At 42.3% G+C, this 17,909-nt stretch carries 8 protein-coding genes, 1 rRNA gene and 1 pseudogene; 2 read left to right on the top strand and 8 right to left on the bottom strand.

Annotated elements, in window-relative coordinates:
• Nucleotides 1–498: 498 nt before the first annotated feature.
• From BT999_RS06545 to BT999_RS06535, 3 genes are all read right to left on the bottom strand, one after another.
• Nucleotides 499–9,348 (bottom strand): glycoside hydrolase family 94 protein, encoded by an 8,850-nt coding sequence (locus BT999_RS06545; RefSeq protein ID WP_084650627.1) that lies wholly within the window; start codon nt 9,346–9,348, stop codon nt 499–501.
• Nucleotides 9,349–10,132: 784 nt separating this feature from the next.
• A complete protein-coding gene (locus tag BT999_RS06540; protein ID WP_072696985.1) occupies nt 10,133–10,411 on the bottom strand; it encodes a hypothetical protein in 279 nt (92 codons plus the stop codon).
• Between the two features lie 352 nt (nt 10,412–10,763).
• Nucleotides 10,764–12,830, bottom strand: a complete 2,067-nt coding sequence (locus BT999_RS06535; protein ID WP_072696984.1) for a methyl-accepting chemotaxis protein — start codon at nt 12,828–12,830, stop codon at nt 10,764–10,766.
• A gap of 651 nt (nt 12,831–13,481) precedes the next feature.
• Here BT999_RS06535 and BT999_RS06530 point away from each other — a divergent pair.
• Entirely contained in the window at nt 13,482–13,895 is a 414-nt protein-coding gene (locus BT999_RS06530) for a hypothetical protein (RefSeq protein WP_143145507.1), read from the top strand.
• 76 nt (nt 13,896–13,971) lie between these two features.
• On the opposite strand, the gene BT999_RS06525 is transcribed toward BT999_RS06530, so the two are convergent.
• From BT999_RS06525 to blaOXA, 3 genes are all read right to left on the bottom strand, one after another.
• A complete protein-coding gene (locus BT999_RS06525; RefSeq protein WP_072696982.1) occupies nt 13,972–15,420 on the bottom strand; it encodes an NAD-dependent succinate-semialdehyde dehydrogenase in 1,449 nt (482 codons plus the stop codon).
• A gap of 157 nt (nt 15,421–15,577) precedes the next feature.
• Nucleotides 15,578–16,120, bottom strand: a complete 543-nt coding sequence (locus tag BT999_RS06520) for a pyridoxamine 5'-phosphate oxidase family protein (protein WP_084650626.1) — start codon at nt 16,118–16,120, stop codon at nt 15,578–15,580.
• Nucleotides 16,090–16,917 carry a class D beta-lactamase gene (gene blaOXA, locus BT999_RS06515; RefSeq protein ID WP_425429657.1) on the bottom strand — a complete coding sequence of 276 codons (828 nt, stop codon included), beginning with the start codon at nt 16,915–16,917 and terminating at the stop codon, nt 16,090–16,092. Before blaOXA ends, BT999_RS06520 begins: the two co-directional genes overlap by 31 nt.
• A 142-nt stretch (nt 16,918–17,059) precedes the next feature.
• On the opposite strand from blaOXA, the gene BT999_RS06510 reads away from it, so the two are divergent.
• Nucleotides 17,060–17,575: a 3'-5' exonuclease gene (locus tag BT999_RS06510; RefSeq protein ID WP_072697102.1), complete on the top strand. Its 516-nt coding sequence runs from the start codon at nt 17,060–17,062 to the stop codon at nt 17,573–17,575.
• Between the two features lie 35 nt (nt 17,576–17,610).
• Here the strand turns inward: BT999_RS06510 and BT999_RS12405 are convergent.
• Together BT999_RS12405 and rrf are read right to left on the bottom strand one after the other, a co-directional pair.
• Nucleotides 17,611–17,697 (bottom strand): annotated as a pseudogene (locus tag BT999_RS12405) (IS1595 family transposase); the annotation flags it as partial.
• Between the two features lie 90 nt (nt 17,698–17,787).
• Nucleotides 17,788–17,902, bottom strand: a 5S ribosomal RNA gene (gene rrf / locus BT999_RS06505).
• Nucleotides 17,903–17,909: the final 7 nt, after the last annotated feature.

Here is a 17,909-nt window from a genome sequence, read left to right as displayed (position 1 = left end):
ATACCTTTTCTTTCACCCGTATAAGCTTGTAATCCAAGATCAACACTAAAATAATGGTTAAGCATAGGTTTAAGAATACTACCAAAATCTCCAACGCCTGTTCCACTCTTTAAACCTGGGGCGTTGACAGCTGTGAGGTGGATATGAGGCGTGTTGACAGTAACGGCGATAATTCCTGATATAAAGTCGGATATGCCCTATGGTGCAGAACAATTACCAGCAAAACTTAATCAATACTACTTGTTAACTACTCCTACCCCTCGAAGGTGGAGTTATGCAAAATGGCTAAGACGACAAAATTTGATCATTGCATAAGATTTATGGGGTACGTTATTGACGATACCCCATAAGATTCTTCCAACTAATTAAATCGTTAAAACTCTTCATAAGAAATCATAACAACGGCACAACGGCTGAACTATCGTATTTTCAATAACAACAGGTTGTTTTACTGCATCGGCAACATATATACCAAAAACTGAATAAATAAGTTATTTTTTATGAAAGAACCACCTCAACCGTATGTTCCTGCTTGTCATTCACCATTGTGATTGTTGGAATTTCCTGTAATACTCCGTCCACCGTTACATGCACGGTGCCTATCTTTTCAGGTCGTTGTACCACTGTAATATGATACATTGTTGCCTGATACCTGTAATGTGTGGTAAAACCATTCCAGTTGGTCGGCAGGCAAGGGTTGCAGTGCAACTGGTCGCCCTCACGCGTAAGCCCCAACAACGATTCTGTCATCAAGCGATATGTCCAGGCGGCTGCCCCTGTGTACCATGTCCATCCGCCACGCCCAACGTGCAACGGTGCAGCATACACGTCCGCAGCCATGACATAAGGCTCCACTTTATACACCGCCACTTCTTCAGGCGTTCTGCCGTGGTTAATCGGATTGATTATGTTCAACACTTCCCATGCCCGTTCAGCATCGCCTAATTGAGCAAAGGCCATGGCCGCCCATACGGCAGCATGGGTATATTGCCCGCCGTTTTCCCTTACGCCGGGGGCGTAGCCCTTAATATAACCAGGGTTCATGGCCGAGGAATCAAAAGGTGGCTCAAAAAGCTGCACAAGCTTGTGCTTTCGGTCAACAAGGTGCTTATCCAGTGAATCCATGGCCTTGAGTGACCGTTCTCTATCCCCTGCCCCAGAAAGTACAGACCAGCTTTGTGCGATAGAATCTATGCGACATTCCGGATTCAGGATCGAACCAAGCGGTGAACCATCGTCAAAATAGGCACGGCGGTACCAATATCCACCCCACTCGCCATCCCAAGCATGTAAAGAGATATTGCGTCGCAACGTGGCGGCTTCTTCCAGACAAAGTGCTGCAAAATCCATATCGCCACGCTTGGCGGCAACGCTACTAAAGGCAGTAAGTACCGTATGTAGGAAAAAAGCCAACCACACACTTTCGCCCTGACCATTCCTACCCACAAGGTCCATGCCGTCGTTCCAGTCTCCAGAGCCCATAAGAGGTAAACCGTGCACCCCAAAGCTAAGTCCGTTATTTATGGCTCTGGTACAATGTTCATATAGGCTGGCGGATTGTTCGGAGCGTCCAGGCAGGTCATAGTATGATTCTTCATCCGCCTTCAAAGGACGCCCATCGATAAAGTAGACGGGTTCATCTAACACCCCGGTGTCTCCAGTGGTCAAGATATAGCGACAGACAGCCAACGGCAACCAAAGGTAGTCGTCAGAACAATGGGTACGCACCCCTCGGTCTAAGGGCGGGTGCCACCAGTGCTGCACGTCGCCCTTGGGAAATTGATGGGCTGCACAAAGGAGCAGGTGTTCCCGCACAATATCAGGTCTAGCATGGATAAGTGCCATCGCATCCTGCAATTGGTCACGAAAGCCAATAGCCCCACCAGATTGATAGGTTGCACTGCGTCCCCAAAAACGGCATGCCAGGGTTTGGTAAACCAGCCAGCCATTGGCCATCAGGTTGAAGGACTCGTCTGGCGTTTCCACATGAATAGCCCCCAAAGTATACGCCCAGTGTTGCCATACTTTGTCCTGGGCAGTGCGTGCTGCTTCTGCCCCAGCGTATCGGTGAAGCAACGCTCTGGCATCGTCTAGGTTTTTCCCCACACCCAGTTTGAAAATAATCTCTTTTTCCTCACCTTTTCCCAGCGTAAACACAACCTGAATGGCGGCACAGGGATCCATTGCGGCTCCCACTCTACCAGAAAGCTTTGTGCGAGACATGGCAATCGGAGTGCTCAAACTGCCGTTACGTCCAATAAATTCCGTCCGATCGCCGGAAACACTTGTTATGGGAGAATCCACCCCAAAAAACGCCGTGCGGTGAGGAAATTCCGTATTATACGGATTGTGAGCCAATATCGAACGTGAATCTGGGTCTATTTCTGTAACTACATGCATGCAAGAACGTGCACGCAAATCACCAAGCACCCATTCCACATAGCCAGTGGCAGAAAGATTGCGGGAACGCCCTGAAGCGTTGCGTATTTTCAATGAAGAAAACTTCACCGCCCCATCAAGGGCCACATAAATACGCAGTTCAGAATAAATGCCGTCCTCCGTATGTTCAAAAACACTGTAACCAAAACCGTGTCTGGTCACATAGGGGCTGGTTCCAGGGCATGGTGCGGGCGTAGGCGACCAATAGTGCCCACTGTTTTCATCACGCAGGTAAAAGGCTTCTCCTCGCCCATCAGTTACAGAATCGTTGCCCCATGGCGTCAGGCGAAATTCGTGGGCGTTTTCACTCCATGTGTAGGCTGGACCACTTTCCGAAACAACTGTCCCAAAATGCGGATTGGCCAGCACATTCACCCAAGGTGCTGGGGGCAACTGCCCCGGTGCGTTTTTTGAACCCACAGATGTGGTTATGACATATTCCCGTCCATCTGGGGTAAAGCCCCCCAACCCATTATAAAACAACAGGTCTGGGCGGACTGCTGACAGTGTTGCTGGCAATGTTGCTGGCTGTTCTGCAACATATCGTTCAGAAATAGCCAAGGCGGGGATAACGGGTGTTTTTAATCGAAATCCTTGAATTTGCTCAGACAAAGTACCCATCGCGTCGCTTAGTATAACCCTGGCAACGGTCTGAAAAAGAATACGGTCTTCGTCCACTATCCTATCCGCAGCTCGCACGAAAATCCCCCCTGGCCTATCTATCAAATTCTCGCCGTTTCCTGCGGTAATGAGTCCCATAATCTGATCATGCAGCAACTGGCGGTAACCAGCCTGGTCTTCATTCCATATCACCAAGTCCACGGCTAAACCTTTGAGTCGCCAATATTCATGGGCTTGCAGGAGTTGACGCACAAGGTCGATATTTTCAAGGTCTTCAATTTTCACAAGTACTATGGGTAAATCACCAGAAATGGCATATCCCCACAGACCAGATTGCCCCCGTCTGTTTTTGATAAGCACACTTTCAGGTGCCCGAAGTGAGGAGTTTGCATAGATGATAGAGCTTGCCAGACGGTTGTACAAATTGGCGTCGGCTTCCGATGCCCCCAATTGGCGCAGGAGAACCTGCCCGTGTGTCCAGGTCATATCAAATGCCCTGTCGGCAATATTCCTGTCGCGGTAGGTATTAATAAGGTTCACCGCCTTTTCACGAGTTTCACCAATACCGGTAATTATATCTATGGTAACAGATTGTTCCGCATTCAACGTTACACGGGCACGGATGGCAACAATGGGGTCAAGCACAGAACCTTCGCGGCCGGATAGAGCGGAACCAATACCCGTCTGCGAAGGTGCACCTTGGTATGTGGGGTCCATGGCCTGCGGGTTTGCCGTACTACGCCCCCGCCCAATAAACTCCTGTCTATCCGTTTCATAACTCATTGCGTCGGCTTCAACACCATGCACAGCCATTGTGTGCAACATCCATGGTGTTTTTTCGTTTGCCGACCTTGGGCGACGGGCACACAAAATAGCTTGTTGTTCTGGCACTATTTGGGTTTGCACAAAAAGCTTGCTGAATGCGGGGTGTAACTCATCTGCCAGGGGCAGGGACAAAACAACCTCCGCAAAGCTTGTCACCTCTATGCTGCGAGAATGCGAAGAACGGTTGGTAATGCGAATTCGCCTTAATTCTATATCGTCTTCCGAAGAAACAACAACTTCCATATGGGTGTCATAATCACAATCCATACGATTAAATTCTACCCGCCCTTCTGAGAATATGGCCTGAAACTTGGTGGAAGTTTTGCACAACGGCTGGTAAGCGGTAGACCAAAACTCACCACTTTCCAAATCCTTGATATAACAAAACGTACCCCAATTATCACGGGTGCTGTCTTCGCACCAACGAGTTACCGCCATATCCCGCCAACGACTATACCCACCCCCAGCCTGAGTGAGCATAACATGGTAACTTCCGTTGGAAAGCAACTGCACTTCAGGATGCGGAGTATCAGGGGTTTCAAAAATACGCAAAGGCGTTGCCTGTGGGCCGGAAACCCGTATACGTTCGGGGTGCGTGCTAGTGTGAGCGTAAGAGTTGGAAACCTCCGGCACCCGTTCTTGTAGTAGCAGCATTGTTGCCTGGAATAATGGTTCTGCGGTAAAGCGTTTGAGCATAGGGGCACCCAGCAACAGGTGGCCAAAGGCCAGCAGGCTCATGCCCTGATGGTGAGCCATAAAAGAACGGACTACACTAAATGTTTGACCCCGTGGCACACGTGAAGGCGTGTAATCTATGGCTTCATACATGCCAAACTGTCCTTCAAAATTTTCCGCTGCTAAGCGTTGTAAATTCATGCAGGCCTCGCTAGGGGCTACCAACAATGCTAGGGCTGAAGCATAGGGAGCAACAACCAATTCTGCGGCCAAGCCACGCTTTAAACCAAGGCCAGGAACACCAAATGCCCGATACTGGTAATTCAAAGAGGCATCAAAAGCGTTGTAACCGCATTCAGAAATTCCCCATGGTACGCCTTGCAGCTTACCGTAGGCAATTTGCTGAGAAACAGCCACCTTGCATGTTTCATTTAAAAGCGTGTTCTGAAATCCAGGCATAACAAGAAGAGGCATCAAGTATTCAAACATAGACCCGCTCCAGGAAAGCAGAATAGGCTCACCGGAAGAGTTGGTAAGGAGACGCCCTAAGGCAAACCAGCTTTCCTGTGGCAACATTCCTTGGGCAATGGCCACAAAGTTAGTGAGTCTGGCTTCGGAGGCCAACAGGTCATAGAATCCGGCATCCTGCCTGAGTTCATTGACATTGTAGCCAATACTCAAAAGGCGGCGTTCAACACTATACAAAAAATCATAGTCCATTTGGCTGAACGACACGCATTGCTGGCATACATTGGCTAACCGTACTAGCCTGTCATTGGCTTGCATACTGCCTGTGTTTATTAACCCTTGCAGTGCAATTGCCGCATTGGCATTTTCCCCTAGCGTGGTATGCCATTCCGCAAACCTTGGGGCCAGTTTGACTTCAAGTTCTACCAATTCACGCAAGGTAAGCAGCCTATCAAGTTCTGGGAAAATATCAACAAAACGCTGTGCTATAGGTAAATGAACCCACGGGCAAAGCAATCCAAGCTCATCTTGGGCGTTGCGACATTGCCGTTCAAAAGCTAGCACCCACCAGAAGAACTCATCATTCGAACTCTCACCTAATTCCACCTGTAAAGAAAGAACTTCTGCCACAAGGGTGCCAAGTTGGCTAAGGGCAAGCTGTGTGGCACTCAGTGTGGAAGGTGGGTCTTGCACAATTGTGCTCATCTGATGCCGTAACATAACGAATGCAGAAAGTTTTGTATCTATCTGAAGTGTCGGTTCGTGCATTTCAGAAGTGAGACAATCATGGGCAATGTCCAGAGTATCACAAAGGTTTGTGAATATTTGACCTTCAAAAATAGATCGGTCGGGAATTTCCGCCAAACCAGAATGCAAGGTTAAAAGGTGCCCAGCAAGGTTGCCACTATCCACCGAAGAAACATATAAAGGGGTTAAGGGCAAAAGAGATTGAGTGTCATACCAGTTATAAAAATGTCCGCGAAACCGTTCCAGGCGGTTCATTGTTTGAAGTGCTTTTTCTGTACGTTCCACAAGCTCACCTACCGTGAGCGTCCCAAAGTCGTAAGCACAAAGGTTGGCCAAAAGTGCAAGCCCCATGTTGGTTGGCGAGGTACGATGGGCTATTCTGGCAACAGGCTGTTCTTGATAGTTATCTGGAGGCAGCCAATTATCTGCCGAACCAACAAATGTTTCAAAAAAACGCCAGGTTTTTCTGGCAAGTTTTCGAAGAAAAACGAGTTGCTCCGCTGTCAATCCTTCCTGTTGTGGCAACAATGGCAAGCTTACCCACCACATAACGGCAGGGGAAACAAGCCAAAGCACCAATAATGGCAAAACGGCAAGCACGGAGAGCACCCCACCCGGGTTTACAAAAAACAGAAGTAGTGCTCCGACTATTGCAATCACTGGGCCAATCCACATAAACCTGAAAGCACCACGCAGGCTAGTGTCGTCGTGGCGGTTGGCCACAGCGGAATGGTTCCACTCTAACAAATGCTTATGGGAAACAAGCACACGCCATGCAGTGCGACTTATGGCCTCCATACTGTAAATGGCTTCATGTGGCAAACAAATAAGGGAAATCAACGCCTGAATACAATGTCGTCCCACCAGATGCACTGTGGTGCTTATGTGCTGGCGCAAACTCATGTCTGCCGATTTATGGAACAGGCTCAGGGAAGAAGAAAACACAAAGGGCAGGAAAATAAGGGCCACCACCGCCATAGACCATAACAGGGGTGAGGAAGACACGCTCCAACCAATAATCAATAAACATATCAATGCTGGGGCTGTTAAGCTACGACGTAGGTTATCAAGAATTTTCCAGCGGGATAAAGCAGATAGCGGGTTTTGGCATAGTTGCCCAGCAGGAGCTGGCACCATTGGCAAGATCCAACTGGCTATCTGCCAGTCTCCACGAATCCAGCGATACCGCCTACTTACATCCATGCTGTACCGAGCGGGATATGCTTCATACAGTTGCACATCACTAAGCAGCCCAGACCGGGCGTAGCACCCTTCCAAAAGGTCATGACTCAAAATTCTGTTGGCTGGCAAACGCCCACCCAAGGCCTGTTCAAAAATGGTAACGTCGTAAATACCCTTGCCAATAAACGAACCTTCTGCGAATAGGTCTTGGTAGGTGTCCGACGATGCCCTAGTATAGGGGTCGATTCCTGTTTCGTTTGAACACAGTTGTGCATAACGTGAACGGGTGCTACCCGGTAGGCTGGCTGTTACCCTGGGCTGGAGAATACCATATCCCGCCACAACACGTTTCAGACTTTGGTCGTAGCAAGGCAGATTCAGCGGGTGTGCCATGGCACCTATAAACTTCCGTGCCGAATCACGAGCTAATTGGGTGTCAGTATCAAGGGTGATGACATACTTTACCCCAGAAAGTACCGCTGTGTCGCCTGTGATATGGGAAAAATTATCCCGCTTTCCGCTAAGTAAAAATCTGTTTAAATCGGCTAACTTCCCGCGTTTTCTCTCGTATCCCATCCACAATGATTCCTGGGGATTCCAAAGACGCGGGCGCTGAAAAAGGAAAAACGAATCACCATATTCCCCATTATATTTGCGATTCAAGATCTCAATCTTGGTTTGAGCGGCTTCTAGCAAGGGTGCGTCTGTCGGGGTGTTTTCGGTGAGTGCATCGGCAAAATCCGTGAGCAAAGCAAAATGCAGATGCTTATCGCGGTTGGCTAGAAAGTGAACTTCTAGGTTCGTTACCAAATCTTCCACATTTTGGGCACTCACCAACATGGTAGGAACAACCACAAGAGTTCGCATTTTTTCTGGTATTCCTTGCGAAAAATCAAGACGCGGCAAGGGGCACGGCGTAATCAACATGGCTGTTAGCCAGTTCACCAAAGCACATGCTACATGCCCCCCACCCATCCAAGAAAACAGCCCAATGGCATACAGCTGCCACCCATTTACGCCTTCGCGTGCGGCTAGGGCAACAAAACCTGCCGCCACAAGACTGGTAAGTAATAAAAGTCCCCCACTATACAACAGCAAAGGGAAGGATTGGCAAGATCGCAGAAAATGAGTGCCAAACGGCAAAGCAACCTCTGCACTTTGCTCCAGCAGAGGCAAACCTTCACCAATAATATAATAGCCCACATGCCAGGTGCGTTTATCACATTCCCGCACAGGCACGTGCAAACTGTTCTGACGCATTGCGGCTGCCTGAGCCAGATCAATTGCCTTACGGGCAATATCGTTTTCAGAATAAGGGCTTGTTTTCGCCAATTTTTCCAGCACATGGCGGTAATGGTCACGGGTGGCAAAATCCATATCGCCGTAAGCACCGTCTGGGTCTTCCTTCAGAGTTTGTTCAACATAGCTCAGGGTTTCAACAAAATCCTGCCAATTCATGGAATCCAGAATGCGCAGACTACCTATGCAATTACTCATGGAAACCTGGTTGGCAGACTGGTTTTGGTTTTCCTGACGCACCAGTTGTTCAGTAGTAAGCCCTTTTTCCGCAAGGCGCTGTTCAACCCAGGTTAGCGGAAGAGCAAGGGCTGGTCCAAGCCCACGTAAACGGCGTACAAGTTCAGCAACAAACGAACTTGAAAGCGAAGGAGTGGAACGAGCCATATCGGCAATGGAAAGAATGAGGTTCTTCGGTTTTTTATCGGCTACTGTTATCATTTGATCAGCCCATGCATTGGCACTGATACGTTCCAGCCTGCTTTCGGCTATTCTACTGGCCACTTTCCGCAGTTTATCAACCAATGATAATCGCAACATAATGGGAATCGCCCAAAGTTCACCCAGGTTCAGTATAGTTACCGACTGGTATGCGGCCACCATATTCCGCAGGCTGTCTGGGTCCATACGACCATCACCATGTGATATAGCCGCAAGGCTAATTGCGTAAACACGAGGAAGACCAGCCGAAAATGTGTTTAAAAGATGTGGCAATTCCTGACTATACCCTTTGGGCAAGTGCCGTCTGGCTGTGCGAATTTGTTCTTCAATCACATAAAAATTATCAAGTAACCATTCCCCGGCAGGCGTAATGCGCTGCCCAGCATCAATATCTGTAACCAGCAGAGCATGAACGTCAAAAAGCACGCGTTCGTTTTCATCAAGTCGAGCAAGAAGACGGCTACGAGAACGCCCAGGCTTTAGTATGTGTGTGGCGGCAAGGGTTTTGCTGTGCTGTGCTTGTTGTTCGGCATTCAGCAGTTCCAAACGGAACGGTGGTTCACTTAGTGCGACATCGCCTTGGTCAGCCGATGTGGAAAACATGGCCATGATACGGGAAGGTATTGTGCTAAAATATGCAAGAGTAAAATTCATAACGGAGACCTCCTTGTTCTGTGTAATTCGAATTTCACAACGAAAATGCTGGAATTCTGATGAAACGGACGCACCTTAGAACAACACTGATTGTGTTGGATGCAATCCGGAAAGGCCAGTTGTATACGCGTTTCTGGCTACTAATGAATTTTTGCGTAGACCAAAGCACATGAGGATCGCTAAGGTACCCATAGTTCTTGTGGCTTTCGCTGTAATGCGATTTTTCGGAACGATTTTAATTCTTCTGCCATGAATAATTCGCAGAAGAGTAATCACAACTGCACTACCAAAAGCACGTGAATGAATCCGCTTATGGTGTAGTATGTACCTCTTTATTCCGCTAAAGAATGACCAGTTAAAGTAACAATAGTCGCATTCATAAAACCTGTCTGTACGCTGAAGCACTTAGCAATAAATACGTTTATAAAAGTGATTGATAAAAGTACGTCAAACGCAATATAGGAATGAATAATAACAAATTGCCTTGTAAAACTATTGTGCATTTTCTCAAATTATTTATCCAAAGGTTGCCATAAACAAAAATACAATGCCTTTGAAAAATGAACTACTGACTGCTTTGCCACACCTATTTGGGAGCAAATACTGAGTTAGTGTTGAAAAAACGTATCCCATAAGTCATAATATGAATCACTGTTTATAGTCATGAAACTTATGGTGCAAAACGTATTCATGCAGAATTAAAGTCTAAATCTATTTTTGTTGAACTATCTAGAACCAGACAATTACGCACACTGCATCAATAAAAAATAAACAATATTATTATTTATTGAGCAAAGCAGTTATATAAAATATCTTTACCTGCCTTGTGTAGAGGAACTAATTCAATTTGGGCGGTTCTACCAGTGAAAATCATAAAAGCAACATGATTTTTATTTCTTAAGAACAAATAACTACGGCCTACCTTGCCAAAATGTGGTTTACTTTGTCCTGTCCCATCGCTTTTTTTATTCATATCTTCTATTTGTGTTGCACATTTTTCAGTCGTGGAAAACACAACTAAAACTACCACATGAGGAAAGGAAGAACTGCTTAATTCATACATGTTGACTGATTTTATATTCTTAAAAAGGCATGTGTTATTAAAGGTTTTTTTAGTAAGTTGTTAAAACCATCAACACGATCAAGGCCTATTTTTTTTAAATCTATGTTTTGCATAAGCTCTGGATTTGCAGAAGAGTAGCTTTGTATAGTGTTATCTATCTCTATATCAAAGTCAAAAGTATCTATGTCTTTAGCGACGCCACATTTATAGGTGAATATTAATAAAAACAATAAGGTGCAGGTGATGCATCTGAAAAAACGTAGTTGTTTCAGGTTCTTACCTTATAATTTTGTGTGATTGTAAAAGCGAAACACTCGCCAGATTGCTGAACTAGTGGTCTTATATTAGTTTTTTAAGATTTTTCAGTATTTTCTAGTCTGGCAATAATTTTATCAAGCTGTTGTGTCTGTGATATAACTTCATCTACGATGTTTGCAGATTTTTTCATGCCATTCATTGTGTTCATTGCTATACCATTTACCTGCTCAAGGCTTTTGGTTATATAAGCACTATCTTCTTTGAGACTGGATACAGCACTTGCTATGCTTTCAACTTGTTGAGAATTTTCATCTGAAAGTTGCATAATATTTTGCAAAGCTTCACCCGAGGTGTTGGCAATTTTTGTGGCTTCTTCTACAGCAGCCACAGTGTTTTGTGTACCTACAAAATTTTCATGACTGGTACTTTGTATACAAGTCAGTGCATAGTTTACATCTTTGGTGGCTAACATGGTTTTTTCTGCAAGCTTTCTTACTTCATCTGCCACCACAGCAAAACCTCTTCCTGCCTCACCCGCTCTGGCAGCCTCTATGGCAGCATTTAAAGCCAATAAGTTTGTTTGGTCTGCAATATCACTTATAGTATTAAGGATTTTTGTAATACTTTCTGTCTGCTGAGTCATGGTTTCCATAGAAGAACTCATTTTTCCGGCAATATTATTAACCTTGTTTATAGCTCCAATAACATTGTCAACGCTGTTGGCACCTTCTTTTGCCATTTTGCTAGCATCTATTACACTTTGTGAAGTTTTTGCTGTATTGTTTGATACTTCTGCTAACAAAGCCACCATGCGAGTTATGGCATCATTGGTTTTTTGCAGTTGTTTGTATTGGGTATCTGCTCCCTGGCTGGTTTTTTCAATATCTTCAACAAGATTTTGTGCCACATGGTTTAAAGCCACAGATACGCCAGCCGCATTATTGGCTTCTTTCAGAGTCTGTTGTAAGATTGTTGTTATTTTTTCTTGTTGTTCAGCGCTTTCTTGCATGGCTTTTTCAGCCAGATGCATTTGTTTTACGGCTTTTTCTTCTTGCTCTTTAGCAGTATTAATCTGTATTTTTAGTGAATCCACCATCTTCCGCAGGGCGTTTGCTAGTGTGCCTATTTCATCACCACGTTCTATAGTTAATTTTTCATCTAGTTTACCTTGGCTTAATTTTTCTGCAAAATTTGCAGTTTCCTTAAGTGGCAAAACTAATGAACGAACCATAAACATGCCAACAATAACACCGGATATAACAAGAATAACAGAAAAGCCTATGCTCATATAAATAGAGTGCCATATATTCTGTAAAATTTCATTACCACTGGCTTCAGTAAATAAAATCCAATTAAGTACCGGGATATGTCTTGTTATGACAAACCTTGTATCTCCATTATGCTTATATCTAAACGAATAAGTTTCGTTTGTTAGAATATTTTTCCATTCATTTGAATAAGCAGGCAACATATCTTTTAAAGGGGTGTTAATGCGTTCCTGACTGTTGAAAAATCGTAACACACCCTCTCTGTCTGTTACAAAAGTAAGACCATTTTTGCCTATGGTCATAGAGTTAAGCTCGCGGGCAAAATTTTGCAAATCAAGAGAAATAGATATTAGACCGGCATATTTGCCATCAACTTCCACTCGTCTGTTTATAAAAGCTTTCGTTCCCCATTTAGGATCATTTACATACACCGTAATGCTAATTTCTGCATTGCTGTCTCTAAATGATGAAAACCACTTATCTTTTTCTGATATTTTATAGCTATAGTCCCTTTTGTCGCCAATAAGGTCTGTATATTGTCCTGTTTGCTGCGAGACAAAGTTTGCCCCAAGTGTACCATAATTTTTTTTGATGTTTGTAAGCAAACGATAAATGGTTTCTAATCCTTCTTCGTTTGATTCTCCGCTTTTTATCCAATCAATTAATACAGGGCTTTGTGCGGCTAAGGTAAGGGCTCTACTGGGCTCCATTATTTTGCGGTCAATAACACTTAATATATTATTTGAATATTCAGGCAATTGTTGATCAATAAGCTGCTTTTGCATATCTTTTTTATAATAATGCGATGTTAAGGCTATTATTGGAACAGATACACACACCAATAAAAATACAATTAGAATGTTTATTTTATTGGCTATGGTTATGTTTTTCATATTTTCTCCAGAAAAAAGATACAACAAAAGATATAAGGGCTTTTCGGATAAACTTTTATTTCCTTTAATCTATTCTATTGATAAGACCCATCACTACCCAGTTTTTTATCTGTTTCATAAAACCCTAACTCCCGCTCAATCACCCTACTCACTTGCCTTTCTTCTCTGGCTTTTTCTAGTTACTTTTTTGTTGGTAAAAATGCTGTTCCAGTGCGTTAATAGAGGTACGATTGCGTGTAGATATTGTTCAAGTTTTCCAATTGTTTATTAATGAGCTTTGAGTGTTTTGTAAAGTGAGGCTATTGCACAATAGGATCAAAGCGCCTTCCTTCAGAAAGACACTCAAAAAAACACGAATTCTGTTAATTTATAAACCTGCATTTTGTAAAACTATAAGTATTTTCGATACTCATGCGTTGACAAATCAACATTAACAGGCTAGTTGTTATCAGTTATTTGACCGATAACATATCACTCACACAAGTAGGTGCTATGCCCACACCCTCAGGTACATTTGTTTTTTATGAGCGTCCTGCACTTTCTAGTCTTATCTTTGTGGCCTTGATAGCAGTAATCAGCCTCTATGTACTGGTTTCCACACCAATAAATGCTGATAACATGATTGGCTTTTTATTACTGGGGTGTTGTGTTATGGCTATTGCATGGTCTCCTATGCAAGCATATCTGTCCCCTCTTTTCACATTAAACCAGCAAGCTTTTATTTGTCATGATCTGGGAAGGGTCATCCCTTGGGCTGATATAGAAAAATGGGAAGTACACACTATCTGGATTGGTGCCAGAGGAAACACCATGGCGTTTGAATTGACGATTGTCCTACAGGGCAAAAGTCGTGAGCTACTACCCTGTAAATACTCACGCACACGCATAGAAAGTAAGTTAGGTTATAATGCGGAAAGGAACCCTAAAACCTTAAAAAATTCTAGGATTCCCATACAACGAACAAAAATAATACTCCGTTTTGAACGCTTTCCCAAAGACATGGATAGAAATACTCTTACATCAATGTTGGCAACGTATAAACCCACTTACAGTAAAGACTCATAGCTAAGTAAATATCGCCAACCATGGTTATTATATTTTGTTATGACGTTTGTTTTTTTTTGCTTAATAAGTTATGAACTTATAGCCCCATTAAAGCATATTTTGTTACTTGATAATCTTCTAGGCCACCAGTGCTTCCTTCTTTACCCATTCCGCTTTCTTTCATGCCACCAAAAGGGGCTTCGGGAGTAGTAAGAGCAACTTCATTAACGCCAACAAGTCCAAATTCTAAGGCTTCAGCAATTAACCATGAACGTCTTAAATTTTGAGTAAAGACATAAGCAGCTAAGCCTACAGGCACTGCATTAGCTAATTTTATGACTTCTTCTTCTGTTTCAAACGTATAAATTGGAGCAATAGGACCAAAAATTTCTTCTTGGAATAAGATATTTTCAGGAGTTACATTTGATAACACGGTTGGTTCAAAAAAAGTACCGCCAAGTTCAGATCTCTTACCGCCGATTACTAATTTAGCCCCTTGTTCCAAAGCTTTTTTAAGCAACGTTTCGATATCCTTAACGGCTTGTTCATGAATCAAAGGACCACAAGTCGTTTGAGGGTCAACGCCGTTGCCAAGTTTGAGTGTTTTTACTTTTTCAACAAATTTTTTTGTAAATTCAGCAACTACGCTTTTTTCTACAAAAATACGGTTAGCACTAATACAAGTTTGTCCTGCATTACGGAACTTACAAGCAATAGCATAACTAGCCGCTCTTTCTAAATCAGCATCAGCAAACACAATATAAGGAGCATTTCCGCCAAGTTCCATTGAAGTACGTTTGACTGTGCCTGCACACTGTGCAAGCAAGGTTTTACCTACGGCTGTTGAACCTGTAAAAGTTACCTTTCTGATTAAAGGGTGAGTAGTAAAAACATCACCAACAACTCTTGAATCACCGGTAACAATATTTAAAACGCCTTTTGGAATACCTGCTTCTACGGCAAGATAACCAAGAGCCAACGCCGAAAAAGGAGTTTCTTTGGCCGGCTTGGCGATAACAGTACAACCCGCCGCTAAAGCAGGAGCAAGTTTACGCATCAATAAAGAACTTGGAAAATTCCAAGGAGTAATCGCTGCAACAACTCCAACAGGTTGATGATAACTAATAGGGCGTTTGTTAGGCCAAGGAGAAGGAATAACTTCGCCACAAGCTCGTCTTGCCTGTTCTGAAAACCAAGGCAAATAAGAAACACCGTTTAAAATTTCACCTTTTGCCTCAGCGAGAGGTTTTCCTTGTTCACTAGTCATTATTAATGCCAAATCATCAATATTATCCAAAATCAATTGATGCCAACGCATTAAAACAGCTGACCTTTCAAGAGGCATTAACTTACTCCAAGTTTTAAATGCTTCTTGTGCTTTTTCTACCGCAAGATTGAGAGTTGCTTTATCAAGCTTAGGCACAGTACCGATTTTACTGTTATCAAAAGGGTTTACAATTTCAAGAACACTATCTTGAGCTTTAACCCATTCACCGTTAATCAAACATTCTTGACGTAACAAATTTTGGTTTTTTAACTTAATCATTTGCAATGTTTTCCTCTTCTTTATTCTAATGATATTAAGCTTTCACTGTTCAGAATTAAAAAAATATGACAAATAAAACATTATGCTTGAATTAACATAATATCAAATAAAACATTTTTTCGCAATAAAAGTTCACTCTAAAAAAACTATATTGATCTTATTTGATATTTGATTTACCAGAAATATCTTCAACTACAATCTTTAAAATTAAAACAGAGTTTAAATTATATTCGCTTTTTTCCTCTTTATGAAATCCATGTTTTTTCATAAATACATCTAAAGCATTTTTTTTATCTTGGTCATTATCCAAAATAAATATTTTCCCTTCGCCGACTACACTTTTAAATTTTGCAGTCCACTCGCAAGCCTGTTCGGCAGGAATTTTTTTATACGCACAATCGACCTCAAAACAAACATTGTTATTTTGTTTAATTATATCTATTTTTCTACCTTCAAGGGCAGAATGTAAATAAAAATAAAACTGTGAGCCTATTAATTCATAAGCAAAATTCATCGGCACTAGATAAGGCTTATTTTCTAAACATAGCCCTAAACGTAGAACCTCGCATTCATCTAAAATAGCTGTAATATCTTTATATTCTTTAAGCTCTCTGTCTTTTCTTCTCATTATTTTATCCTTTTTTAAACATTTTGATATGTTATTACAAGCTAAGGCAAAACTCCAAGTTTCTTTAAACAATTTTTTCCTAAACTTATACGCCTTTCAAAATATGTATTATCTAACATATCAATATTTAATGCAAAAATATAAACACGCCCTTCTTTTTCTACCCAACCGACCCACCAACCAAGAGAGGGATTATATTTATCAACGGCTCCTGTTTTTCCAAATAAAGCCCAATTCTCACCCTGCTCAAGTTTAAGAATTTCTCTTACGCTTTGTTGAATCTCTTTATCAACTGGCAATTCTCCCAAGGCAAGACGCTTTAAAAATTCAACTTGTTCAACAGCACTGATTTTTAAAGGTCCGTCAAGCCAAAAACGATCAATAGCCACAACACCCAGACCTTTTCTGCGATGCATCAATGGCTTTAGCACTTCATCATTGCCAAAGTTTAACTTATCAAGTAGCTTCCACATATTTATTAACCCAATACGCCTTGCTAACTCTTGATATATAGGTACATTAGACATTTTAATGGCATCACGCAAGCTCATATCGTGTTCCCAAGCTTTTATCGGTTGGGGCTGTCCGCCATATGGCAAAACTTCATCAACATTTTTTACAGCTCCAACAGACAAGCCAATTAGAGCGTTTGGAATTTTATATGTTGAACCGGGAATAAAACGAGTTTCAGCACGCTTTTTATTGTATCCCTTTAATATATTTTCATTTACGTCATACAAAACAAAAGTGCCTTCTTTAATACCAAGTTCCGTAAAAAGAGGTTTAAGCTCCGGAGATTCTTGCCAACTTAAAGCAAAAACCAAACTCGGCGACAAAACAAAAAAAGTAATAAAAATCAAACTAAACAAAAAACGCATAAAACGCCTCCTCAGACCAAAACATATTATAAAAACTGTAGATTAATGTTAAAATGAATCTGTTACAAGCTTGCTTGCCACTATTTTTTTTATGCTCTATTATAAGAAACAAACAAAAATAAAGGAAGATATTTTGGATTTAAAAAAAAATTTATCTTATATTGCCATTGATTTTGAAACCGCCGATTATAAGACTGATAGTGCTTGTGCCATTGGTATGGCAAAAATTCAAGATGGTAAAATTATCAATACATTTTACAGTCTTATCCGCCCGCCTCGGAAAAAAATCTATTTTACAAATATTCATGGTTTAAGTTGGGATATGCTTAAAAACAGCCCTGTATTTTCGGAATTATGGAATAATATTTATGAATATATTCAAGGTACTACATATTTTATTGCACACAATGCTCCGTTTGACCGCAGAGTATTACATGGTTGTTGTCAAAGTTCAAATATACAAATCCCTACCCAAGAATTTATCTGTACTTTAAGTATCGCAAGAAGCAGTTTAAAATTGCCTTCAAACAGTTTAGATAATGTTTGTAAACATTTAGGTATTGAATTTAAACATCACCATGCCGAAGATGACGCAATCGCAGCAGCTAAAGTTTTTTTATCATTACAAGAAAAAAACACTTCATTATAACATATTGTTATAACAATAAAAGACAATGCTCATAACTAGAACTGAGGTTTATTTTTGAGCATTTTAAGAATGAGTTTATAGGCGTCTTCTTGTCTATAATTAAACCTAAATTCACATTTTTTGTAGCTCTTCCCCCCCCACCAAATAAAAAATTAAAAACGACGCAAAAAAGCCCCCAAAGTTTTAATAACTAAGGGGGCTTTAGAAGAAAGTGCAGGCATCGTCCTACTTTCCCACGCATGAATACGCAGTATCATCGGCGAATCAGGTCTTAACTGCCAGGTTCGGAATGGGGCTGGGTGTGTCACCTGATCTATGGACACCAACACAAATT

The organism is Desulfovibrio litoralis DSM 11393, from assembly GCF_900143255.1.
Lineage (GTDB): Bacteria > Desulfobacterota > Desulfovibrionia > Desulfovibrionales > Desulfovibrionaceae > Frigididesulfovibrio_A > Frigididesulfovibrio_A litoralis.
This window is presented reverse-complemented; position numbering and strand designations above follow the sequence as displayed.

Bases quoted from the DNA above. Each gene is read 5' to 3' on its own strand.
- BT999_RS06545 (WP_084650627.1), bottom strand. From the start codon at position 9,348: ATGAATTTTACTCTTGCATATTTTAGCACAATACCTTCCCGTATCATG.
- BT999_RS06540 (WP_072696985.1), bottom strand. From the start codon at position 10,411: ATGTATGAATTAAGCAGTTCTTCCTTTCCTCATGTGGTAGTTTTAGTT.
- BT999_RS06535 (WP_072696984.1), bottom strand. From the start codon at position 12,830: ATGAAAAACATAACCATAGCCAATAAAATAAACATTCTAATTGTATTT.
- BT999_RS06530 (WP_143145507.1), top strand. From the start codon at position 13,482: ATGGCTATTGCATGGTCTCCTATGCAAGCATATCTGTCCCCTCTTTTC.
- BT999_RS06525 (WP_072696982.1), bottom strand. From the start codon at position 15,420: ATGATTAAGTTAAAAAACCAAAATTTGTTACGTCAAGAATGTTTGATT.